This is a genomic window from Bradyrhizobium centrosematis (assembly GCF_045571495.1).
Classification (GTDB): Bacteria; Pseudomonadota; Alphaproteobacteria; order Rhizobiales; family Xanthobacteraceae; genus Bradyrhizobium; species Bradyrhizobium centrosematis.
Window position 1 is genome coordinate 1,343,692 of the sequence record NZ_CP120703.1, and the last position, 22,623, is coordinate 1,366,314.

Annotated in this window: 22 protein-coding genes; 18 read left to right on the top strand and 4 right to left on the bottom strand. The window is 64.8% G+C overall.

The window, feature by feature from the left end; all coding sequences use genetic code 11:
• Positions 1–4: 4 nt before the first annotated feature.
• From P6U31_RS06450 to P6U31_RS06460, 3 genes are all read right to left on the bottom strand, one after another.
• Entirely contained in the window at positions 5–163 is a 159-nt protein-coding gene (locus P6U31_RS06450; RefSeq protein ID WP_407187397.1) for a hypothetical protein, read from the bottom strand.
• A gap of 73 nt (positions 164–236) precedes the next feature.
• Positions 237–413, bottom strand: a complete 177-nt coding sequence (locus P6U31_RS06455; protein WP_407187398.1) for a hypothetical protein — start codon at positions 411–413, stop codon at positions 237–239.
• A 186-nt stretch (positions 414–599) separates the two neighbouring features.
• Positions 600–1,250, bottom strand: coding sequence for a glutathione S-transferase family protein (locus P6U31_RS06460; RefSeq protein WP_128923637.1), 651 nt, complete (start codon positions 1,248–1,250; stop codon positions 600–602).
• A 600-nt stretch (positions 1,251–1,850) separates the two neighbouring features.
• On the opposite strand from P6U31_RS06460, the gene P6U31_RS06465 reads away from it, so the two are divergent.
• The 7 genes from P6U31_RS06465 (at position 1,851) to P6U31_RS06495 (ending at position 9,991) form a co-directional block, all read left to right on the top strand.
• Positions 1,851–3,053: a pyridoxal phosphate-dependent aminotransferase gene (locus P6U31_RS06465; protein WP_128923638.1), complete on the top strand. Its 1,203-nt coding sequence runs from the start codon at positions 1,851–1,853 to the stop codon at positions 3,051–3,053.
• A 168-nt stretch (positions 3,054–3,221) separates the two neighbouring features.
• Complete coding sequence (locus tag P6U31_RS06470) at positions 3,222–3,704, top strand: DUF992 domain-containing protein (protein WP_407187399.1); 483 nt, start codon at positions 3,222–3,224, stop codon at positions 3,702–3,704.
• A gap of 210 nt (positions 3,705–3,914) precedes the next feature.
• Positions 3,915–5,963 carry an elongation factor G gene (locus tag P6U31_RS06475; protein ID WP_407187400.1) on the top strand — a complete coding sequence of 683 codons (2,049 nt, stop codon included), beginning with the start codon at positions 3,915–3,917 and terminating at the stop codon, positions 5,961–5,963.
• 278 nt (positions 5,964–6,241) lie between these two features.
• Positions 6,242–6,514 carry a helix-turn-helix domain-containing protein gene (locus P6U31_RS06480; protein WP_407187401.1) on the top strand — a complete coding sequence of 91 codons (273 nt, stop codon included), beginning with the start codon at positions 6,242–6,244 and terminating at the stop codon, positions 6,512–6,514.
• Positions 6,515–6,626: 112 nt separating this feature from the next.
• The gene (locus tag P6U31_RS06485) at positions 6,627–8,369 is read left to right on the top strand and encodes a SulP family inorganic anion transporter (RefSeq protein ID WP_407187402.1); all 1,743 of its coding nucleotides are present in this window, start codon (positions 6,627–6,629) and stop codon (positions 8,367–8,369) included.
• Positions 8,370–8,467: 98 nt separating this feature from the next.
• Complete coding sequence (locus P6U31_RS06490; RefSeq protein WP_407187403.1) at positions 8,468–9,307, top strand: shikimate dehydrogenase; 840 nt, start codon at positions 8,468–8,470, stop codon at positions 9,305–9,307.
• A gap of 57 nt (positions 9,308–9,364) precedes the next feature.
• Entirely contained in the window at positions 9,365–9,991 is a 627-nt protein-coding gene (locus P6U31_RS06495) for a hypothetical protein (protein WP_407187404.1), read from the top strand.
• A 25-nt stretch (positions 9,992–10,016) separates the two neighbouring features.
• Here P6U31_RS06495 and P6U31_RS06500 read toward each other — a convergent pair whose 3' ends face one another.
• Positions 10,017–11,153 carry an L-lactate dehydrogenase gene (locus tag P6U31_RS06500; RefSeq protein ID WP_407187405.1) on the bottom strand — a complete coding sequence of 379 codons (1,137 nt, stop codon included), beginning with the start codon at positions 11,151–11,153 and terminating at the stop codon, positions 10,017–10,019.
• Positions 11,154–11,255: 102 nt separating this feature from the next.
• On the opposite strand from P6U31_RS06500, the gene P6U31_RS06505 reads away from it, so the two are divergent.
• The 11 genes from P6U31_RS06505 to P6U31_RS06555 all read left to right on the top strand — a co-directional run bounded on the left by P6U31_RS06505 (position 11,256) and on the right by P6U31_RS06555 (position 22,558).
• The gene (locus P6U31_RS06505; RefSeq protein WP_407187406.1) at positions 11,256–11,423 is read left to right on the top strand and encodes a hypothetical protein; all 168 of its coding nucleotides are present in this window, start codon (positions 11,256–11,258) and stop codon (positions 11,421–11,423) included.
• 224 nt (positions 11,424–11,647) lie between these two features.
• Positions 11,648–12,991, top strand: coding sequence for a phosphoglucosamine mutase (glmM, locus tag P6U31_RS06510; protein ID WP_407187407.1), 1,344 nt, complete (start codon positions 11,648–11,650; stop codon positions 12,989–12,991).
• Positions 12,992–13,298: 307 nt separating this feature from the next.
• On the top strand, positions 13,299–14,549 hold the full coding sequence (locus tag P6U31_RS06515) for an MFS transporter (protein WP_407187408.1): 1,251 nt from the start codon (positions 13,299–13,301) through the stop codon (positions 14,547–14,549).
• Between the two features lie 226 nt (positions 14,550–14,775).
• On the top strand, positions 14,776–15,624 hold the full coding sequence (locus tag P6U31_RS06520) for an outer membrane protein (protein ID WP_407187409.1): 849 nt from the start codon (positions 14,776–14,778) through the stop codon (positions 15,622–15,624).
• Between the two features lie 168 nt (positions 15,625–15,792).
• The gene (locus P6U31_RS06525) at positions 15,793–16,620 is read left to right on the top strand and encodes an outer membrane protein (RefSeq protein ID WP_407187410.1); all 828 of its coding nucleotides are present in this window, start codon (positions 15,793–15,795) and stop codon (positions 16,618–16,620) included.
• A gap of 75 nt (positions 16,621–16,695) precedes the next feature.
• Complete coding sequence (locus tag P6U31_RS06530; RefSeq protein WP_407187411.1) at positions 16,696–17,286, top strand: glutathione S-transferase family protein; 591 nt, start codon at positions 16,696–16,698, stop codon at positions 17,284–17,286.
• 14 nt (positions 17,287–17,300) lie between these two features.
• A complete protein-coding gene (locus tag P6U31_RS06535) occupies positions 17,301–17,765 on the top strand; it encodes a GNAT family N-acetyltransferase (RefSeq protein WP_407187412.1) in 465 nt (154 codons plus the stop codon).
• A 157-nt stretch (positions 17,766–17,922) separates the two neighbouring features.
• On the top strand, positions 17,923–18,129 hold the full coding sequence (locus P6U31_RS06540) for a hypothetical protein (protein ID WP_407187413.1): 207 nt from the start codon (positions 17,923–17,925) through the stop codon (positions 18,127–18,129).
• A gap of 79 nt (positions 18,130–18,208) precedes the next feature.
• Entirely contained in the window at positions 18,209–19,381 is a 1,173-nt protein-coding gene (locus P6U31_RS06545) for a phosphoserine transaminase (protein WP_407187414.1), read from the top strand.
• 170 nt (positions 19,382–19,551) lie between these two features.
• Positions 19,552–21,141: a phosphoglycerate dehydrogenase gene (serA, locus tag P6U31_RS06550; RefSeq protein WP_407187415.1), complete on the top strand. Its 1,590-nt coding sequence runs from the start codon at positions 19,552–19,554 to the stop codon at positions 21,139–21,141.
• Between the two features lie 244 nt (positions 21,142–21,385).
• Positions 21,386–22,558 carry a thiolase family protein gene (locus P6U31_RS06555; protein WP_407187416.1) on the top strand — a complete coding sequence of 391 codons (1,173 nt, stop codon included), beginning with the start codon at positions 21,386–21,388 and terminating at the stop codon, positions 22,556–22,558.
• Positions 22,559–22,623: the final 65 nt, after the last annotated feature.

Sequence of the window (22,623 nt, forward strand, 5' to 3'; positions counted from 1 at the left end):
GATTTTAGACCAGGTGCGCGTGCTTGCGCTGCTGTTGCAGCGCAGGCGCATTCAGCGTCGAAATCCCCGGGCCCTTGCGGGTGCCGACGACAATCAACAGCGATGCCGCGACCAGGATGGCCGCAGTCAGCGTGATTGCAACGACGAGCACAGGTGATTTCATCGACGTCCTGTCGCGATGCCTGAAGGCGCGGGGCATGCTTCGCCTTGAAGGCTCGATCCGGATGAAACGGGAATCAGACCGGCAGGCCCATCGCCATGGTCGCCTTGGTCGACAGCACCGTCAGGGTGACGATCAGGCACAGCGAGAGCGCGGCGACGGCAAGCGAAGCCGCGACCGCGTTGGTCAGCCGGGGAGACGCGACGGTAGCGGGATGGCCCTTAAAGCCTGCCGTGCCGGACGCCCGTGTCATGGTCTAAATCCTTCAACACGCGGGCGAATCACCCGCGACTTTCCACAATTTCCCAGTTTCAACCGGCAAGATTGCGGCGGGCATCGCGTTGAAAATGGCGACATTGCGGCAAGTGCTACCGCTATTCCCGCTATTCCCGCTATTCCCGCTATTCCCGCTATTCCCCAGGCCTGGAGCAGGGTTCCGTCATGCGCCAGCGGCGATGCTGGCGGGGTCGTCGACGTCGGCCGGCCGCCAGTCCATCGACACGAAACCGGGCGCGGCTTCCACCCGCTTCAGCCAGTCCCGGATCGCCGGGAAGGCCTCGAGGTCGAAGTCGCAGCGGTCGGCCAAATGGGTGTAGCCGTACAGCGCGATGTCGGCGACCGTGAGCTGGCGCGCGGCGAAATAGGCGTTGGCCTTGAGGTGGTTCTCCATCACCTGCAGCGCGCCATAGCCGCGCTCCATCCAGTCCTCCAGCGAATGGGTCTGCAGGTCGCGCCCGCCCTTGACCAGCGACAGCCAGAAATAGGCCGCACCGATGTTCGGCTCGAGCGCGTGCTGCTCGAAGAACATCCATTGCAGCGCCTCGGCGCGGTCGATACGGTTCTCGGGCGCAAGCGGCGTGCCGACGGCGACGTACCAGAGGATGGCGTTGGACTCGGCGAGATAGCGGTCCTCGCCGACCTCGAGCAGCGGCACCTGCCCCGACGGGTTCTTGCTCAAAAAGTCCGGCGTGCGGCTCTCGCCGCGCAGAATGTCAACCTCGATCGCTTCGTACGGCACGTTGAGCAGCGCCAGCGCAAGGCGGACCTTGTAGCTGTTGCCCGAGCGTTGCATCGAGTAGAGCTTGTACATTCTGGGAGTTCGAATCCGAGGACGGGACAGCGCGACGCTCGGTTGCCCCGCGACGCGGCTAAACAATGATGCCGATGCGAATCCGCCGCAAGGGCCAGCCCATAGAAAAACTCGAAAACCCTACCGCACTGCAATGCTGCGGAAGATCATTTCCGCGCGACGAGGCAAATCAGATCACGTCTACGTCAACGTGTGGAGGCGGTGTGCGTGGGGTATCCGTCAAGTTGGCGGAGGTCGCGCGCGCTCCCGCGTCGTCATGCCCGGGCTTGTCCCGGGCATCCACGTTCTTCGTGCTGCGCGGCCACACGTGGATGGCCGGGACAAGCCCGGCCATGACGGAGAAGAACTGACTCGCAAAACACGCAAAATTGCTCCGAGGACATGCCTTGTCGGATATGAGCAATTCCGGAGGCAAAGTTGCGGAAAATTGCGGGAAATCACGGCTTGAAACTCCTCGAAATCCGTAAGTTTTTCCGGGATCGGGCCGAAGTTTCTTGCGGCGCAGCGGCACACGTTTTAGGGTGGCTCCATTCCCACAATCAGAGTCGTGACGACCCAGTTCACGATGCTTGGGTTCACGACACTTGTCAGGAGATGACGATGGCCTTCCTTGCTGCTGCGCTCGACCGTGTGAAGCCGTCCGCGACCATCGCGGTCACGGATAAAGCACGCGCGCTGAAAGCGGCGGGTCGTAACGTCATCGGCCTCGGGGCCGGCGAGCCCGACTTCGACACGCCCGCCAACATCAAGCTGGCGGCGATCCGCGCCATCGAAGCCGGCAAGACCAAGTACACCGCGGTCGACGGCATTCCCGAGCTGAAGGACGCCATCATCGCCAAGTTTCAGCGCGAGAACGGCGTCGCCTACAAGCCGAACCAGATCATCGTCGGCACCGGCGGCAAGCAGGTGCTGTACAACGCGCTGATGGCGACCATCAATCCGGGCGACGAGGTGATCATTCCCGCGCCGTACTGGGTCAGCTACCCTGAGATGGTGGCGCTCGCCGGCGGCGAGCCGGTGCCGGTGGTCTGCACCGCGGCGACCGGCTTCAAGCTCCAGGCCGAGGCGCTCGAGCGCGCGATCACGCCGAAGACGAAATGGGTGATCCTGTGCTCGCCGTCCAACCCGACCGGAGCCGCCTACACGCGTTCGGAACTGAAGGCGCTCACCGACGTGCTGATGAAGCATCCCCATGTCTGGGTGATGACCGACGACATGTATGAGCACCTCGTCTATGACGACTTCCAGTTCACCACGGTCGCGCAGGTCGAGCCTGGTCTCTACGACCGCACGCTCACCGTGAACGGCGTCTCCAAGGCCTATTGCATGACCGGTTGGCGCATCGGCTATGCCGGCGGCCCCGCCCAGCTCATCAAGGCGATGTCGACGATCCAGTCGCAGTCGACCTCGAACCCGTGCTCGATCGCGCAATGGGCTTCGGTGGAGGCGCTGAACGGTCCGCAGGAGTTCATTCCCGCCAACAACAAGGTCTTCAAGGAGCGCCGCGACCTCGTCGTCTCCATGCTCAACCAGGCGAACGGCATCGAGTGTCCGCGCCCCGAGGGTGCGTTCTATGTCTATCCGTCCTGCGCCGGCACCATCGGCAAGAAAGCGCCGTCGGGCAACGTAATCTCGAACGACGAGCAGTTCGTCACCGAGCTCCTGGAGACCGAAGGCGTCGCCGTGGTGCAGGGGTCCGCTTTCGGCCTCGGACCTGCGTTCCGCATCTCCTATGCGACCAAGACCTCGGATCTCGAAGACGCCTGCAAGCGCATCCAGCGTTTCTGCGGCAATCTGCGGTAAGCCTGTCGCGAATGCACGATCGCAAAGGCCCGCCACCGGCGGGCCTTTTATTGTTTGCACGCTTATCGCCGCGCGCGATCTGGCACGGCCGAGGCTGTTGTGGCATAGACGCGCAACACGGGTGGAGCGCTCTCTCTGCTCGCATCACATCATCGCCGGAGATATTTCATGCGCCGTTCATTCATCTTCGCCGGGCTTGCAGTCGCCAGCCTCGTTGCCTCCAGCGTGGGCGGCAGCGCGCAGCAGCCGCGGATGGCGCGGGTCGGCGTGCTCGAATGCCGTGGCGGCGCCAGCGTCGGCTTCATCGTGGGATCGGTGACCCATCTCGGCTGCGTGCTGCGCGCCGACGGCTCGCCTGACGATCGCTACGTCGCGACGATCCGGAAAGTGGGTCTCGACATCGGCATCACCCAGGAGACGACTTTGGCGTGGGGTGTGTTCGCACCGGTGGACCGGCTCGGCCCGGGCGACCTCTCCGGCAATTATGCCGGCGCGCAGGGCAGCGCCTCGGTCGGCATCGGCCTTGGCGGCAATGTGCTGGTCGGCGGCTCGAACAATTCGATCGCGCTCCAGCCGCTGAGTGTGCAGGGCCAGGTCGGCCTCAACGTTGCCGCCGGCCTCGAGAGCTTGGAACTCCGTCCGGGCCGCTAAGGCCTTGCAGATGAGGCGCCCTCCTCACCTCTCCCCAGCGGGAGAGGTGGAACACCGAGGGGCAGTCTTGGAATTACTGAATTATAAGACTTGATCTAACTGACGACGCACCGCAGCGACGTTTGATGCTTGCCAAATCTAAGGGAGGGGCAGAGCATCTGCGTTTGCCGACCCAATCACGGGCCGAGCTCCACACCAAGGAGGCGGCGAATGGGACAAGACGTCAGAAGTCCCCGAGGTCCACGGTGCATCGCGCTGGTGGGCCCTTTCCAAAGCGGTAAAACCACACTTCTCGAAGCAATACTGGCACGAACGGGCGCAATCCCGCGTGCCGGCAGCGTCGATGCCGGAACTTCCGTCGGCGATGCCACGCCAGAGGCCCGTCATCACAAGATGACTGTCGGGCTGACTGCCGCCACCACGAGTTTCATGGGCGACAGCTACACCTTCCTCGATTGTCCAGGTTCCGTCGAATTCGCCCACGACATGCGCGCCGCGCTGCCTGCGGTCGATGCGGCGATCGTGGTCTGCGAGGCCGACGAGAAGAAGCTGCCGCAGCTTCAGATCATCCTGCGCGAGCTGGAGGAGCTGAACATTCCGCGTTTTCTGTTTCTCAACAAGATCGACCGCGCGAGCCAGCGCATCCGCGAGACGCTCGCAATGCTGCAGCCCGCCTCTCGCGTGCCGCTGGTGCTGCGCCAGATCCCGATCTGGAAGGGCGAGCTGATCGAGGGCTTCGTCGATCTGGCGCTGGAACGCGCCTTCATCTATCGCGAGCACAAGGCCTCCGAGGTGGTCGCGCTGGAAGGCGGCGATCTCGATCGCGAGAAGGAAGCCCGCTTCTCGATGCTAGAGAAGCTCGCCGATCACGACGATGCGCTGATGGAGCAGTTGCTCGAAGACATCCAGCCGCCGCGCGATGCCGTGTTCGACGACCTCGCCCGCGAGTTGCGCGAAGGACTGATCTGCCCGGTGCTGCTGGGCGCCGCGGCGCGCGAGAACGGCGTGCTGCGCCTGATGAAGGCGCTGCGTCACGAGGCGCCGGGCGTCGCGGAGACCGCAAAACGTCTCGGCGTGCCCGAGACTAAGGATGCGCTCGGCTACGTCTTCAAGACGCTGCATTCGCAGCATGGCGGCAAGCTGTCGCTGACGCGGCTGCTTTCCGGCCATCTCGACGACGGCGCGACGCTGCAATCGTCCTCCGGTGGCGCGGGGCGCATCTCAGGCATCCTCGCCGTCAACGGTGCCTACGACACCAAGCGCGCCGCGGCAGATGCCGGCGACACGGTGGCGCTTGCCAAGCTCGAATCCGTCAAGACCGGCGACACGATCTCGAGTGGCAAGACGGCACCTGCGGCGTTGATCGCCATCGAGCCGACACCGCCGGTGCTCGCGATCTCGATCGCGGCCACCGATCGCAAGGACGACGTCAAGCTCGGCCAGGCGATGGCGCGACTGCACGAGGAGGATCCCTCGCTGGTGGTCGTGCAGAATGCCAAGACCCACGACACCGTGTTATGGGGACAGGGCGAGATGCATTTGCGCGTCGCCGGCGAACGGCTGCGCGATCGGTTCGGCGTCAAGGTCGCCTCGCATCCGCCCGCGATCGGCTACCAGGAGACCATCCGCAAGCCGATCGTCCAGCGCGGGCGGCACAAGAAGCAGTCCGGCGGCCACGGCCAGTTCGGCGACGTCGTGCTCGACATCAAGCCGCTGCCGCGCGGCGACGGCTTCAAATTCGCCGAGAAGGTGGTGGGCGGCGCCGTGCCGCGCAACTACATTCCCGCCGTCGAAGAAGGTGTTGTCGATGGCCTCGCGCGCGGTCCGCTCGGCTTCCCCGTCACCGACGTGCAGGTGACGCTGACCGACGGCTCCTATCACAGCGTCGACTCCTCCGATCTCGCCTTCCGCACCGCTGCGCGGATCGGGCTCAATGAAGGCCTGCCGCAATGCCAGCCGGTGCTGCTGGAGCCGATCCACGTGGTCGAGATCGTCTGCCCGACCGATGCCACCGCCAAGATCAATGCGATCCTGTCGGCGCGGCGCGGCCAGATCCTCGGCTTCGACACCCGCGACGGCTGGAGTGGCTGGGACTGCGTCCGCGCCATGATGCCGGAAGCCGAGATCGGCGAACTGATCGTGGAATTGCGCTCGGCCACGGCCGGCGCCGGCAGCTTCACCCGCCAGTTCGACCACATGGCCGAGGTCACCGGCCGCGCCGCCGACCAGATCATCGCTGCACATCAACACGCGGCGTGAGTCTGTCTCTCGCGCGGTGAGGGACGCGCTCTCTCATTCTCTCTCCTCGTTCTGACGGGGAGAGGGAATGGAGGGGCTGTATCCCACGCTGAGGGTGAGAGTTGGACGCGCGCAGTCGCCTCCTCTCCGTCATTGCGAGCCAACGGGGCCGCGCTTCGCGCGGACCCGTTGGCTCGCAATGACGCAGGAGGCACTTGCACTAGGCCACACGATGATGTATTTTACATCATTGTATATGTTCTAAATATCATTTATAGGCGCTGGCAAGTGAGGCCAAGGTGATCACGTCATTCCAGATGCGGGCAGCCCGCGCGCTGCTCGGCATTGACCAGAAAACCCTGGCCGAGCTTGCCGGTGTGTCGTTGCCGACCATCCAGCGGATGGAGGCCTCGACCGGCAACGTGCGTGGCGTGGTCGAGACCCTGATTAAGGTGGTCGAGGCGTTCGACCGGGCCGGCGTCGAGCTGATCGGCGAACAAGTCCGCAGCGACGGCGGCGGACGTGGCGTTCGCCTGAAGGCGCCGGGGCCGCCGCGTCGGGTCGGAGCGTGATCGCGCGTTGATCATGCCCGGGACCAAGATGGGCTAGCGCATCGTCGCACCTCGGCCACACGGGACGCACGATGCTTCGGAGCGTTGTGGGGCAGCGGAGCACTTGGCTGGAATGAGCATTACAAGCGAACAGGCAGGCCGGCTGCACCAGCTGCGCCAGCCGACCTTTGCCGAACTGTATCTGCCAAAGCTCGTCACCGTTTGGCGTGAAGGCTATGGCATGGCGGATTTCCGCGCCGACGTCTTCGCGGGCCTGACCGTTGCGATCGTGGCGCTGCCGCTGTCGATGGCGATCGCGATCGCCTCGGGCGTGACGCCGGACCGCGGCCTTTACACCGCAGTCGCCGGCGGCTTCATCGCCTCCCTGCTCGGCGGCAGCCGGTTCCAGATCGGCGGACCGGCGGGTGCGTTCATTGTCCTGGTCGCGGCGACCGCAGAGCGTCACGGCGTCGACGGCGTCATTCTCGCCACCATGATGGCGGGCCTGTTCCTGATCGCTGCGGGCCTGTTGCGGGTCGGCACCTACATCAAGTTCATTCCCTATCCAGTGACGGTCGGCTTCACCGCCGGCATCGCCGTGATCATCTTCGCCAGCCAGCTCCGCGATCTCGCAGGCATCACGCTCGCGGGGAAAGAACCCAGCGAGTTCGTGCCGAAGCTCGTCGCGCTCGCCGGCGGCCTCAACACGATCAATCCATCCGCGGTGATGGTCGCGATCGTCAGCGTCGCCATCATCGCGGCCTTGCGGGTGTGGCGGCCGTCCTGGCCCGGCATCCTGATCGCGGTGGCCTTTGCCGCGGTGGCGACCGCGGTGTTCTCGCTGCCGGTCGAAACCATCGGCTCGCGCTTCGGCGGCATTCCGCGCGAATTGCCGTCGCCGGCATTGCCGGCGTTCTCGCTGGCGAAGGCACAGGCAGTGCTGCCGGATGCAATCGCCTTCGCGCTGCTGGCCGCCATCGAATCGCTGCTGTCGGCGGTGGTCGCCGACGGCATGACCGGCCGCCGTCACCGCTCCAATTGCGAACTGGTGGCGCAAGGCGCGGCCAATATCGGCTCGGCGCTGTTCGGCGGCATCTGCGTCACCGGCCTGATCGCGCGCACCGCGACCAACATCCGCGCCGGCGCCCGGGGGCCGCTCGCGGGCATGCTGCATTCGGTCTTCCTGCTGCTGTTCATGCTGATCGCGGCGCCGCTGGCAAGCTACATCCCGCTCGCCGCGCTCGCCTCGGTGCTGGTCGTAGTGGCCTGGACCATGGCGGAGAAGCAAGAATTCGCCACGCTGGTGCGCTCGTCATGGGGCGATGCCGTCGTGCTGCTTGCGACCTTCCTGCTGACGATCTTCCGCGACCTGACCGAAGGCATCCTGGTCGGCTTCGCGCTCGGCGCGGTGCTGTTCATCCATCGCATGGCGGAGATGACGGGCATCGAGGAACGCTCGCCGCTGGTGGTCCCCGACCGCCCCGATGACAGCAACGGCGATCGCGTTCCCTACGATTCCGCGCTGGCGGTCGATCGCGACGTGCTGGTCTATCGCATCACCGGCGCGTTCTTCTTCGGCGCCGCCTCCGCCATCGGCAGCGTGCTCGACGAGGTCGCCGACAGGCGCAAGGCCTTCGTGGTCGATTTCGCCGCGGTGCCGTTCCTGGATTCGACGGCGGCCAACGTGCTCGGCCGCGTCGCCGCCAAGGCGCACCGCCAGGGCATCCGCCTGTTCATCACGGGAGCTTCGCCCGCGGTCCGCCGCGCGCTGCTCACCCATGGCGTGACGCCGCCGCGCGCGCGCTACCGCCAGAGCCTCGATCGCGCGATTGCCGACATCAAGGGCGGCGCGGACGAAGAGGCTGCCGCCCGCTGACGATGCCGGCCGGCCTCGCCGACGCCGCGGCGCCCGCGCGCTTGACAGAGCGGGCGCGACGCGAAATGGATCGCCTCGGATACGACCCCGAGGGAAAGATGACCGCGCCCAAAATGCCTGCAGCCTGTCTGATCGGATGGCCGGCCGCGCATTCGCGCTCGCCGCTGATCCATCACTACTGGCTGCGCACGCTGGGCATCGACGGCGGCTACGTCATCGAGGCGGTGCCGCCCGAAGACCTGCGCGATTTCGTGCTGCGGCTGTCGCTGCGCGGCTTCGTCGGGGCCAATGTCACCATCCCGCACAAGGAAGGCGTGCTGGCGCTGTCGACGCCCGATGCCCGCGCCAAGGCGGTGGGCGCGGCCAACACGCTGTGGTTTGCCGATGGCGAGCTGCGCTCGACCAATACCGACGTCGAAGGTTTCATCAGCAATCTCGACGCCAGCGCGCCCGGCTGGGACGCGGCCGAGGAGGCGCTGGTGCTGGGCGCCGGCGGTTCCTCGCGCGCGGTCGTGTTCGGGCTGCTCGAACGCGGCATCAAGCGCGTGCATCTGGCCAACCGCACCATCGCGCGCGCCGAGACGCTCGCCAAGCAGTTCGGGCCGAGCGTGCATCCGTTGCCGTGGCAGGAGATCAACGACGTGCTGCCGCGCGCAAGACTTCTCGTGAACACGACCTCGCTCGGCATGCACGGCCAGCCGCCGCTCGATGTCGACGTCGCACGCCTGCCGCAATCGGCGGTCGTTGCCGACCTCGTCTATGTCCCGCTGGTGACGCCGCTGCTCGCCGCGGCGAAGGCGCGCGGCCTGAAGACCGCCGACGGGCTCGGCATGCTGCTGCATCAGGCCGTGCGCGGCTTCGAGCTGTGGTTCGGCCGGCGGCCGGAGGTCACGGCCGAGCTGCGCGCATTGGTCGAGGCCGATCTCACAAAGACTTGAGAGAATAGCACCGGGCGCTTCGGAGTTCTCTATCCGTGGGGACAATCGGAGACCGTCATGTCTGTTCAACGTGCAACTTTCACACGTCCGCTGATCGCCGTCGCGATGGTGGCCGTCTCGACTTATTGCGCCTTCGCCCAAAGGGCGCCGGTACCGACGCGCGTGCGTGGCACGATCGAGAGCGTCAATGGTGAAACCATGCAGGTCAAGTCACGCAGTGGCGAAGACATCAAGCTTCGCATCGCCCCTGACGTGAATGTATCCGGCGTCACGAAGATCTCGCTCGCCGACATCAAGCCGGGTTCGTTCATCGGCGCGACCACCGTGCCGGGACCCGACGGCGGCCAGAACGCCGTCGAGGTGCACGTGTTTCCGGAGAGCATGCGCGGCACCGGCGAGGGCTCGCGGCCCTGGGACCTCAAGCCCAACTCCACCATGACCAATGCGACCGTGGCGGAAAGCGTCGTCGGCAACGACGGTCATACGCTGCTGGTCAAGTACAAGGACGGCGAGAAGAAGGTGTTCGTCGCCGACAACACGCCGGTGGTGACCTTCGTGCCGGGCGACAAGTCCGAGTTGAAGCCGGGCGCCAAGGTCGTCGCCTTCATGAAGCAATTGCCGGACGGCTCGTTCGAGGCCAGCCGCGTCAGCGTCGGCCGCGACGGCCTGACGCCGCCGATGTGAGGCGCGCTGTTCGCGCCTCACTGCCTCACATCGCAATGATATGATCGTCGATCTCGTCGATCCGGTTGACGCCGCACAGGCCCATGGTGGTGAGCAGCTCCTTCCGGATGATGTCGATCGCCTTGGCGACGCCGGCCTGGCCGCCGGCGCCAAGGCCATAGGCGTAGGCGCGGCCGATCATGCAGGATTTCGCGCCGAGCGCGAGCGCGCGCATCACGTCCTGGCCGGAGCGGATGCCGCCGTCGAACATGATCTCCATCTTGTGGCCGACCGCATCGGCAATCTCGGGCAGCACCTCGATCGAGGACGGCGCGCCGTCGAGCTGCCGGCCGCCATGATTGGACACGACGAGGGCCTGCGCGCCGGTCTTGGCGGCTTCCTCGGCGTCCTCGACGTCGAGGATGCCCTTGATGATCAGCTTGCCCGGCCAGATGCTGCGGACCCACTCGACGTCCTTCCAGTTCAGCGACGTGTCGAACTGCGAGGCGGTCCATTCGGCGAGGCGGTTGAGATCCTCGGTGTTCTTCACGTGACCGGCGATGTTGCCGAAGGTGCGACGCTTGCCTCGCAGCACGCCGGAGACCCAGGCCGGCTTGCTGGCGAAATCCAAGAGCTTCGACAGCGACCATTCCGGCGGCACCGTCATGCCGTTCTTGATGTCGGCGTGGCGCTGGCCGATCACCTGCAGGTCGACCGTGAGCACGAGTGCGCTGCACTTGGCCGCGATCGCGCGCTGGATCAGCTCCTTGATGAAGCCGCGGTCCCTCATCACGTAGAGCTGGAACCAGAACGGCTTCTCGACATTGGCGGCGATGTCCTCGATCGAGCAGATCGACATGGTCGACTGCGTGAACGGGATGCCGGCGGCCTGCGCGGCGCGGCAGGCGTGGATCTCGCCGTCGCCATGCTGCATGCCGAGCAGGCCGACCGGCGCGAGCATCAGGGGCATGGTCGAGGGCTCGCCAAGGATCGTGGTCGAGGTGTCGCGCTTGGAGACGTCGACCAGGATGCGCTGGCGGAACTTGATCGCCTGCATGTCCTCGCGGTTGGCGCGCAGCGTCTCCTCGGCATAGGAGCCGCGGTCGCAATAATCGAAGAACGCCTTCGGCACGCGCCGCTTATGCAGGGCGCGAAGATCGTCGATACAGGTGATATGCTTCATGCTCATGTCCCCGGCCCATCTTGCATCGGATGATTTCGAGGTCATCTAGCATGGTTGGATGCACAGCCAAATCGTTTGCAGAACGTTCTGCAGGAGGGCGCCATGACGAAGCCGCACGCTGGTCCTTCCCCGGAAGAGATCAAGGAGAAGCATGATCTCGAGGAGGCGCTGGAGGAGGGGCTGGAAGAGACCTTCCCGGCCTCCGATCCCGTCAACGTCACCCAGCCGGCGCCGAGCCGCGGGGACGGCCACGTGAAGCGCCGCGAATAGGGCGCAAGTTCCGCCCCGCGCTCCAGGTCCGGCCGGAATGATAGTGTTAACAAGGCGTTACCGGTGGCGCGATCCGCCCGGTTCCGTAATGATTCATCATATTTTTTGAAGCCAAGTTAGCCGCACAAGCATTATAAGACCCCAGCAAATCAGGGATGCGGGGCCTGTTCGGGCCTGCCCGCGGTTGTCGAGGGGATTCCCTGGTTGTTGCGTTGGGGGACGATATGAGCCGCAAATATTTCGGGACGGACGGGATTCGGGGCCGCGCCAACGGACTGATCACGCCGGAGCTCGCGCTCAAGGTCGGCCAGGCTGCGGGCCTTGCGTTTCAGCGCGGCGACCACCGCCACCGTGTCGTGATCGGCAAGGACACCCGCCTGTCCGGCTACATGATCGAATACGCCATGGTCGCAGGCTTCACCTCGGTCGGCATGGACGTGCTGCTGGTCGGCCCGATGCCGACGCCGGCGGTCGCGATGCTGACCAAGTCGATGCGCGCCGATCTCGGCGTCATGATCTCCGCCTCGCACAATCTGTTCGAGGACAACGGCATCAAGCTGTTCGGCCCGCAGGGCTTCAAGCTCTCCGACGACGTCGAGCGGCAGATCGAGCAGCTGCTCGACGAGCCCATCGAGAAGAGGCTTGCGCAGAGCGCAAGCTTGGGCCGCGCCCGCCGTATCGACGGCGTGCACGACCGCTACATCGAGTTCGCCAAGCGCACGCTGCCGCGCGACCTGTCGCTCGACGGCCTGCGCGTCGTGATCGATTGTGCCAACGGTGCCGCCTACAAGGTGGTGCCGGAAGCGCTGTGGGAGTTGGGCGCCGACGTCGTGCCGATCGGTGTCGAGCCCGATGGCTTCAACATCAACAAGGAATGCGGCTCGACCTCGCCGGAAGCGCTGTCCAGGAAGGTCCGCGAGATGCGCGCCGACATCGGCATCGCGCTCGACGGTGATGCCGATCGCGTCATCCTGGTCGACGAGCGCGGCCACATCGTCGACGGCGACCAGCTGCTCGCGGTGATCGCACAGAGCTGGAAGGAAGACGGTCGGCTGTCGCGGCCGGGCATCGTCGCCACGGTGATGTCCAATCTCGGGCTCGAGCGCTTCCTGAACGGGCAGGGGCTCGATCTGGTGCGCACGCCGGTCGGCGACCGCTACGTGCTCGAACAGATGCTGAGCGGCGGCTACAATCTCGGCGGCGAGCAGTCCGGCCACATCATCCTGTCCGACTACGCCACCACCGGCGACGGCTTCGTGGCCGCATTGCAGGTGCTGGCGGTGGTGCAGAAGATGCGCCGCCCGGTATCCGAGGTCTGCCACCGCTTCGATCCGCTGCCGCAGATCCTCAAGAATGTCCGCCACAAGGGCGGCAAGCCGCTCGACGATTCCGACGTCAAATCGGCGATCTCCGACGGCGAGAAGCGGCTCAACGGCCACGGTCGCCTCCTGATCCGCTCCTCCGGCACCGAGCCCGTGATCCGCGTCATGGGCGAGGGCGAAGACCGCATCCTGGTCGAGGACGTCGTCGACACCATCGTCTCGGCCCTCGGGCAAGCGGCGGCCTGAGATCTTCCTTCTCCCCTTGTGGGAGAAGGTGGCGCGAAGCGCCCGATGAGGAGTTGCCTCTGCGAGTTCAAATCGTGAGAGGCTCACGGGCGGAGAGAGACCCCTCACCCGTCTCGCCGCTTCGCCATAGCCGATGCAAAGCATCGGCGTTCTTAAGAACGGCGGCCGGAGGCCGCCTATGCCACCCTCTCCCACAAGGGGAGAGGGTGAAAGGCGCATCCCAGCCATTTGCGATTGGCGGTGGTTCCACCAATGCTTGCATCGTAATGAGCAGGTCGCGGCAAACGGCCGCGCCGGGATTGCTGCATTGAACAAGCCTGTCGTCGTCTCAGAGGAAACGCTGACCGAGCCCGTCGTCGTCGCCGAGGTCGCGGCGGCTGCCAGGCCGAGCGCGGGGCCGGCTTACGTCGTGCTCGCCGGCATCAGCTTCTCGCACTTCCTCAACGACACCATGCAGTCGCTGATCGCCTCGGTGTATCCGATCCTGAAGGACACCTACGCGCTCGACTTCGCGCAGATCGGCATGATCACGCTGGCGTTCCAGTTCACGGCTTCGCTGCTGCAGCCGGTGGTCGGGCACTACACCGACAAGAAGGCGCAGCCCTATTCGCTGGCGATCGGCATGGCCTCGACCTTCTTCGGCCTCTTGCTGCTCAGCGCCGCGCAGCAATATCTCGTCATCCTCGTCGCCGCCGCGCTGGTCGGTCTCGGCTCGGCGGTGTTTCACCCGGAGTCCGCGCGCATCGCGCGGCTCGCCTCCGGCGGCCGCTACGGCTTTGCGCAATCGGTATTCCAGCTCGGCGGCAGTTTCGGCACCTCGATGGGGCCGGTGTTGGCGGCGCTGATCGTGGTGCCGTTCGGGCAGGGCAGCATCGCCTGGTTCTCCTCGATCGCGTTCCTCGCGATCCTCATCCTCTGGCGCATCGGCCGCTGGTACGCGCCGCAAATCAAGGCGAAGAAGACTTCGGCCGTTCAAGCCCATCCCGACGCGCCGAGCTCGCGCCGTGTCGCGGTCGCGCTGCTCGTGCTGGTCGCGCTGCTGTTTTCCAAGCAGCTCTACGTCTCCAGCCTGTCGAGCTATTACATCTTCTATCTGATCGACCGGTTCGGGGTGTCGACGCAGGCGGCGCAGATCTATCTCTTCATCTTCCTCGCGGCGAACGCGGTCGGCGCGTTTCTGGGCGGTCCCCTGGGCGACCGCTTCGGCCGCAAGATCGTGATCTGGATTTCGATCCTGGGCGCGCTGCCGTTCACGCTGGCGCTGCCTTATGCCGGGCTCGTCGGCAGCGCGGTGCTCAGCATCGTCATCGGCCTGATCATCTCCTCGACGACGTCGTCGATCATCGTGTTCGCGCAGGAGCTGGTGCCACACAGATTCGGCATGATCTCCGGCGTATTCTTCGGCGTCGCCTTCGGCATCGGCGGCTTGGGGGCCGCCGTGCTCGGCAAGCTCGCCGACCACACCTCGATCGAGTTCGTCTACCAGGTCTGCGCCTATCTGCCGGCGATCGGCCTGCTTGCGGTGTTCCTGCCCAAGCTGCCGCGACACACGCGTTAACGCTTCCTCTCTCGCTGCAGCGCAGCTTCACACATCGTTAGCAATTGCGGCGCAAGGCGATGCGTTTTTGCAACGCTTCCTGCCCGCACGCGCGAGCGGTCAGAAAAAATCAACCTTAAAAATTAGGGTTAAGTGGCGCTTAAGCATTTGCTGCCATCGTCCCCCCGTGAGTTTCCAGAAGTGAGGCGCTCGTATTTTTGCCTCACCGGCCATAAGGACGAAGCCAATGCGTAGCGTTAAGTCTCTGCTTGCCGCGGGTGCGGCAACCCTGATCTCGTCGATGGCGTTCGCCGCCGATATGCCGATCGCGGCGCCCCCTCCCATGTACGCGCCGCCGGCTCCGCCCGCCGATTTCGGCGGCTGGTATCTCCGCGGCGACATTGGCTTCAGCAACCAGAAGACCAGTGATCTCCACTACAGCCGCGAGTCCGCGTATTCGCAGCTCACTTCGTTCGATCAGAAGACCTCGTTCGACACCGCCGGCATCTATGGCCTCGGCGTCGGCTACCGGTTCAACAACTGGTTCCGCGCCGACGTGACCGGACAATATCGCGGCAACTCGAACTTCAAGGGCACGGATCGCTTCACGGGCACTGCCGGTGGCGTGGCCTACAACGGCATCGACAATTACAGCGCCAGCAAGTCCGAATGGCTGGTCCTGGCCAACGCGTATGTCGATCTCGGTACGTGGTGGTGCATCACGCCGTTCATTGGCGCCGGCGTCGGCGGCGCACGGGTCTCGATCGCGAACTTCTCCGATACGGGCACCAACAGCCTGCCGTTCTCCACCACGAGCTTTGCCACCGCTCCGACCAGCTCGAAGTGGAATTTCGCCTGGGCCGCTCATGCGGGCCTTGCGTATAAGGTCAATCCGAACCTCGTCCTCGAACTCGCCTACAGCTATGTCGATCTGGGCCCGGGGCAAACCGGGATTCTGTCGGACTACACCGGTGCGACGACCAACAATGTCTTCAAGTTCAAGGACATCACCTCGCACGACCTCAAGCTCGGCGTGCGCTGGAATCTCGACAGCCCGCCGGTCTATGCGCCGCCGCCGCTCGTCACCAAGGGCTGATCGGCAGCTCCATCGCTTAACGTCTCTTAACGGCGCGGGATCATCCCGCGCCGTTTTGCTTTGCGTATTTTTCATGGTCCGACACCGACGAGCGCGCCTGGCGCAACCATTAGTTAAGGTTAATAGGCGATGATGATCGCAACTGTTCGAGTCGGATGGAGCGTTTCGATGCGTAGGCTGATGGTGGCGGCGGCGATGTTGGGAACGGTGTCAGCCGCGCACGCGGCCGATATGCCCGACCTGCCGATCCTGCGCGGCAGCTTCACCGATGGCCTGACGAGGTCCAGCGTCAACTGGCAGGGCTCGTATATCGGAGCGCAGGCCGGCTATGGCTCGTCCGACGAGAACTTCAACGGCTCGACCAGCAACATGATGGCTGCCTTGCTGGCGGACACGTTGATCGAGAGTTCGATGGGCGTGTCCCAGTGGAATCTCGGATTGGGCAAGGCCTCGCAGCGCACGACCGGTTACGGCGCCTTCGTCGGCTACAACGAGCAATGGGACGACGTCGTCTTGGGTCTCGAAGTGAGCTGGCTGCACGGCACGTTCGGAGGCATGTCGTCGGCCAGCGAGAGGCGCGTCTCCCCCACGGCATTGTCCGACGGCAATTTCCATGATGTCACGGCGACCTCGACATCTTCGATCAGCATCAGCGACATCGGAACGTTCCGCGGCCGCGCCGCTTACGCATGGGGCTGCTTCCTGCCCTACATGTTCGGCGGTCTCGCGCTCGGCAATGCGGATATCGTGCGTACCGCCACCGTGCAGGATCGCGTCAGCGCGACCCAGTTCGGGGCCTACACGCCGCTGGCGCCGTTGAGTTCGACCGACGCCCAGCACAATCACCTGATCTACGGCTACACGGCCGGTGTTGGCGTCGACGTCAACCTGGTCGGCGGCTTGTTCATGCGTGCGGAGTACGAATACATTCGCTTTACCTCTCAGGTCGACACCAGCATCAACACGGTCCGCGCTGGCCTCGGCTACAAGTTCTGACGCGGCTTTGCCGCGCCGCGGTTGACAGCTCTTCTCGGGCCTGATGCTCTGTCGTTCCATGGCGGGGCGGCAGCGATGAAGATCTACGGCGACAGCAATTCCGGAAACTGTCTGAAGGTAAAGTGGGTCTGCGACAAGCTCGCATTGCCCTACCGGTGGATCGAGATCGACACGCGCAAGGGCGAGACGCGCACGCCGCAATTCCTGAAGATGAACGGCGCCGGCCAGGTGCCCACCGTCGCATTCGACGACGGCCGCACGCTGGCGCAATCCAATGCGATCATCCGCTATCTCGCCCGCGACAACGCGCTCGTTCCGCGCGACGCCTTTACGGCGGCCAAGATGGACGAATGGCTGTTCTGGGAACAGTACAGCCACGAGCCTTATATCGCGGTGTGCCGCTTCCTCCTGGTCTATCTCGGCAAGGACGTATCCGAGCTCGATCCCGAGAAGGTCAAGCGCGGCTATGCGGCGCTCGACCGCATGGAGCAGCATCTGGCGGCCGGCCGTTTCTTTGCCGGCGAAGACGTTTCGCTAGCCGATGTCTCGCTGCTCGCTTATACCCGCGTGGCGCATGAAGGCGGCTTCGACCTCGGCCGTTATGCGTCCGTCCTCCGCTGGATCGGCGAAGTCGAAGCGTTTCTCGGCCTTCCGCCGGCGCGCTGAGTTGAGTTTTCGATATGAGCGCCGAATCCGTCTCCATCCGCCGCGCGCGCCGCGACGACGTTGCCGCGATCGTGGCGATGCTGGCCGACGATCATCTCGGCCGCGCGCGCGAGCGCGTCGAGGATCCGTTGCCCGCGGTCTATGACGAGGCATTCGCGCGGGTCGAACGCGATCCGAATCTCACGCTGATCGTGGCCGAGAGCGAGGGCAGGGTGGTCGGCTGCCTGCAACTGGCGATCCTGCCGGGCATCAGCTCGCAAGGCGGCATTCGCGGCCTGCTCGAAGACGTGCGCGTTGCTTCCGATTGTCGCAGCCGCGGTATCGGCGAGCAGCTGGTGCAATGGGCGGTGACGGAAGCAAAGGCGCGCGGCTGCAATCTGGTCGAGCTGTTGACGCATCAGACGAGAACGGATGCGCAGCGCTTCTACAAGCGGCTCGGATTCACAGCGAGCCACGTCGGTATGACTGTCCGCTTTTGATCCAGCACCACGCAGCCGTTGCGCAATCAGCGAAATCGGATCGCGCGTTCGTTCATGTTAAGAGCCGGTAAACTACCCAGCCGTCGTTCACGTTGATGAAGGAACGAACGGTGCTACCCAGCGTCAGGCACCGAGCTCGATCGGTTCGGGGATTTCGATGACAAGCTATTCCATCATCAAGGTCGGCAACGACTACGTCGTGCAGGCCAATGACAAATGCATTTTGAAAGTCGGCAGCCGCCGCCGGGCTGCGCAATTGATCAGCGAGGCCACGGACTTGCTGAATGCGCTCGCGGTGGTCGAATCCCCTGATCTCGCGCCGAAGGCGCCTTCAATCCCCCGTGAGACCCCGGAACTTCCTTGACTGGTCTGCCCGATTCCCGTATCAGCCGCGGCGGGACACCTCCCCCCAACGGGAGGCTTACTATCTGGAAGGGTAGATTATGACTGTAGCGAAGCCCGCTTCGCGGCCGAACGTGCCGCATTTTTCCTCCGGCCCCTGCGCCAAGCGCCCCGGCTGGAATGCCCAAAATCTCAAGGACGCAGCGCTCGGTCGCTCGCATCGCGCCAAGATCGGCAAGACCAAGCTCAAGCTTGCGATCGATCTGACGCGCGAAGTGCTCGAGGTGCCCGCCGATTATCGCATCGGCATCGTGCCGGCCTCCGATACCGGCGCCGTCGAGATGGCGCTGTGGTCGCTGCTCGGCGCACGGCCGGTCACCACGCTCGCCTGGGAGTCCTTCGGCGAAGGCTGGGTCAGCGACATCGTCAAGGAATTGAAGCTCAAGGACGTCACCAAGCTGAACGCGGCTTATGGTGAGATTCCCGATCTTTCGAAGGTCGATCCCAACAGCGACGTCGTCTTCACCTGGAACGGCACCACCTCCGGCGTGCGCGTGCCGAACGCCGACTGGATCAGCGCGACCCGGCAAGGCCTGACCATCTGCGACGCGACCTCCGCAGCGTTTGCGCAGCCCCTCGACTGGGCCAAGCTCGATGTCGTCACCTTCTCCTGGCAGAAGGCGCTCGGCGGCGAGGCCGCGCACGGCATGCTGATCCTGTCGCCCCGCGCGGTGGAGCGGCTCGAGACCTACAAGCCGGCCTGGCCGCTGCCGAAGATCTTCCGCATGACCAAGGGCGGCAAGCTCAACGAAGGCATCTTCGTCGGCGAGACCATCAACACGCCGTCGATGCTCTGCGTCGAGGATTATCTCGACGCGCTGAACTGGGCCAAGTCGATCGGCGGCCTCAAGGCGCTGATCGCACGTGCCGACGCCAACACCAAGGTGCTGGCCGACTGGAAGGCGAAGACGCCCTGGATCGACTTCCTGGCCAAGGACGCTTCGATCCGCTCCAACACGTCGGTGTGCCTCAAGTTCACCGACCCCGCGATCACCTCGCTGTCCGAGGACGCGCAGGCCGAGTTCTCGAAGAAGCTGGTCGCGCTGGTCGAGAAGGAAGGCGCCGGCTACGACTTCGCCTATTACCGCGATGCGCCCGCCGGCTTGCGCATCTGGTGCGGCGCTACGGTGGAAGCCAAGGACGTCGAGCTGCTGACGCAGTGGATCGACTGGGCCTTCGCCGAAACCAAGGCCACGCTGGCCAAGGCGGCCTGATCTTCTGACCCTTCCCTGGAGGGGGAGGGTCGACGCACCGTCAGGTGCGACGGGGTGGGGTGATCTCTCCACACGGCGCACCGGCGATTTTCTTTGTTGCAGCTTCACCCCACCCCGGCGCTTCGCGCCGACCCTCCCCCTCCAGGGGAGGGTGTGAAGGACACATCCTCATGACCAAACCCAAAGTTCTCATTTCCGACGCGCTCTCGCCCGCTGCCGTGCAGATCTTCAAGGACCGCGGTGTCGAGGTCGACTTCCAGCCCAACCTCGGCAAGGACAAGGACAAGCTCGCCGAGATCATCGGCAATTACGACGGCCTTGCGATCCGCTCCGCGACCAAGGCGACGGCCAAGATCCTCGAGAAGGCGACCAGGCTGAAGGTGATCGGCCGCGCCGGCATCGGGGTCGACAACGTCGAGATCCCGGCCGCGACGGCCAAGGGCATCATCGTGATGAACACGCCGTTCGGCAATTCGATCACGACCGCCGAGCACGCCATCACCCTGATGCTGGCGCTCGCCCGCGAGATCCCGCAGGCCGACGCCTCGACCCAGGCCGGCAAGTGGGAGAAGAACCGCTTCATGGGCGTCGAGATCACCGGCAAGGTTCTCGGTGTGGTCGGCTGCGGCAATATCGGCTCGATTGTCGCCGACCGCGCGCTCGGTCTGCGCATGAAGGTCATCGCGTTCGATCCCTTCCTGTCGCCGGAGCGCGCCAAGGATATCGGCGTCGAGAAGGTCGAACTCGACGACCTGCTCAGGCGCGCCGACTTCATCACGCTGCACACGCCGCTGACCGAGAAGACCAAGAACATCATCGATGCGGCTGCGATCGCCAAGATGAAGAAGGGCGTGCGCCTGATCAACTGCGCCCGCGGCGGTCTCGTCGACGAGCAGGCGGTGGTCGATGCGCTCAACGCCAAGCATATCGCCGGCGCCGCCTTCGACGTCTTCGTCGAGGAGCCCGCGACCAAGAACGTCCTGTTCGGCCACCCCAACGTGATCTGCACCCCGCATCTCGGCGCCTCCACCACCGAAGCGCAGGAGAATGTCGCGCTCCAGGTCGCCGAGCAGATGTCGGATTATCTGCTCACCGGCGCGATCTCGAACGCGGTCAACTTCCCCTCGATCACGGCGGAAGAAGCGCCGAAGCTGAAGCCGTTCATCTCGCTCGCCGAGAAGCTCGGCTCGTTCGCCGGCCAGCTTACCGAGAGCGGCATTCTGAAGGTCGAGATCACCTATGAGGGCCACGTCGCCGAGATGAAGATCAAGGCGATCACCTCGGCCGTGCTGTCGGGCCTGCTGCGCCCGATGCTGGGCGAGGTCAACGTCGTGTCCGCGCCCGTCGTCGCCAAGGAGCGCGGCATGGTGGTGGACGAGATCGTCCGCGCCGCCCAGAGCGACTATGAAAGCCTGATCACCGTCACTGTCACCACCGAGCGGCAGGAGCGGTCGGTCTCGGGCACCGTCTATGCCGACGGCAAGCCGCGCCTCGTCGACATCAAGGGTATCCGGGTCGACGCCGAATTCGGCAAGTCGATGATCTACGTGACCAACGAGGACAAGCCGGGCTTCATCGGCAGGTTCGCGAGCCTGCTCGGCGATGCCAAGATCAACATCGCCACCTTCCATCTCGGCCGCGTCGCACCCGGCAGCGATGCCATCGCGCTGGTCGAGGTCGATGGCGCGGTGCCGGCGGACCTGCTCGCCAAGGTGCAGGCGCTGCCGCAGGTCAAGCAGGCCAAGGCGCTGACGTTCTGAGGTCCACCGCCATTCCGGGTCGACTCGCAGAGCCGAACCCGGAGTCTCGAGATTCCGGGTTCGATGCTTGCGCATCGCCCCGGAATGACGGCCATCATATTCCGACCCGCGGAACAACGCCGCCTCCGTCAATGGAGGGCGGCGTTTTATTTTCCCCCGCGACCTCCTGACTTTGTGTACCAATGGCGCCCAGAACGCCTCGTAAAGACGCTCCGTTCAAGACCATTCGATAAGGGAGAAGACAATGCGTGAAGCCGTCATCGTTTCCTATGCGCGCACGGGCCTGGCGAAATCCGGCCGCGGCGGGTTCAACATCACGCCGCCGATGTCGCTTGCGGCGCACGCCATCAAGCACGCCGTGGACCGGGCCGGCGTCGACAAGGACTATGTCGAGGACTGCTATCTCGGCAATTGCGCCCATGGCGCGCCGAACATCGGCCGCCAGGCGGCGCTGCTCGCCGGCCTGCCGAAGACCACCGCCGGCGTCTCGGTGAACCGCTTCTGCTCCTCGGGGCTGCAGACCATCGCGATGGCCGCCAACTCGATCCGCTCGGACGGCGCCGACTGCATCGTCGCCGGCGGTGTCGAGAGCATCTCGATTCCGGGCGGCGGCTCGCCGAAGGAATCGATCGATCCCGAACTGCTCAAGGTCGCGCCCGACATCTTCATGGCGATGATCGACACCGCCGACATCGTCGCCGAGCGCTACAAGCTCAGCCGCGAATATCAGGACGAGTTCTCGCTGGAATCGCAGCGCCGCATGGCGGCAGCGCAGCAGGCGAACAAGTTCAAGGACGAGATCGTCCCGATGAAGACCAAGATGAAGGTCGTCGACAAGCAGACCAAGGCCGAGAGCATCGTCGACTACGTCGTCGACCGCGACGAATGCAATCGTCCGGACACGACGATGGAAGGCTTGGCAAAACTCGAGCCGGTGAAGGGACCCGGCAAATACGTCACCGCCGGCAATGCCAGCCAGCTTTCGGACGGCGCCGCCGCCGTGGTGCTGATGGAAGCCAAGGACGCCGAGAAGCGCGGCCTCAAGCCGCTCGGCCGCTTCGTCGCCTGGGCGACCGCCGGCTGCGAGCCCGACGAGATGGGCATCGGTCCGGTGTTCGCGATTCCGAAGCTCTTGAAGCGCACCGGCCTGAAGATCGACGACATCGATCTGTGGGAGCTCAATGAAGCCTTCGCCAGCCAGTGCCTGTATTGCCGCGACAAGCTCGAGATCGATCCGGCCAAGTACAATGTCAACGGCGGCTCGATCGCGATTGGCCATCCCTTCGGCATGACCGGCGCCCGTCTCACCGGCCATCTGCTGCAGGAAGGCGCGCGGCGTAAGGCCAAGTGGGGCGTGGTGACGATGTGCATCGGCGGCGGGCAGGGCGGCGCCGGCCTGTTCGAGATCTACAGCTGATCCGCAGCCGTTTGCGAAGCTTCGACGTATCAGGACACGGCGCCAAACGGCGCCGTGTTTTGTTT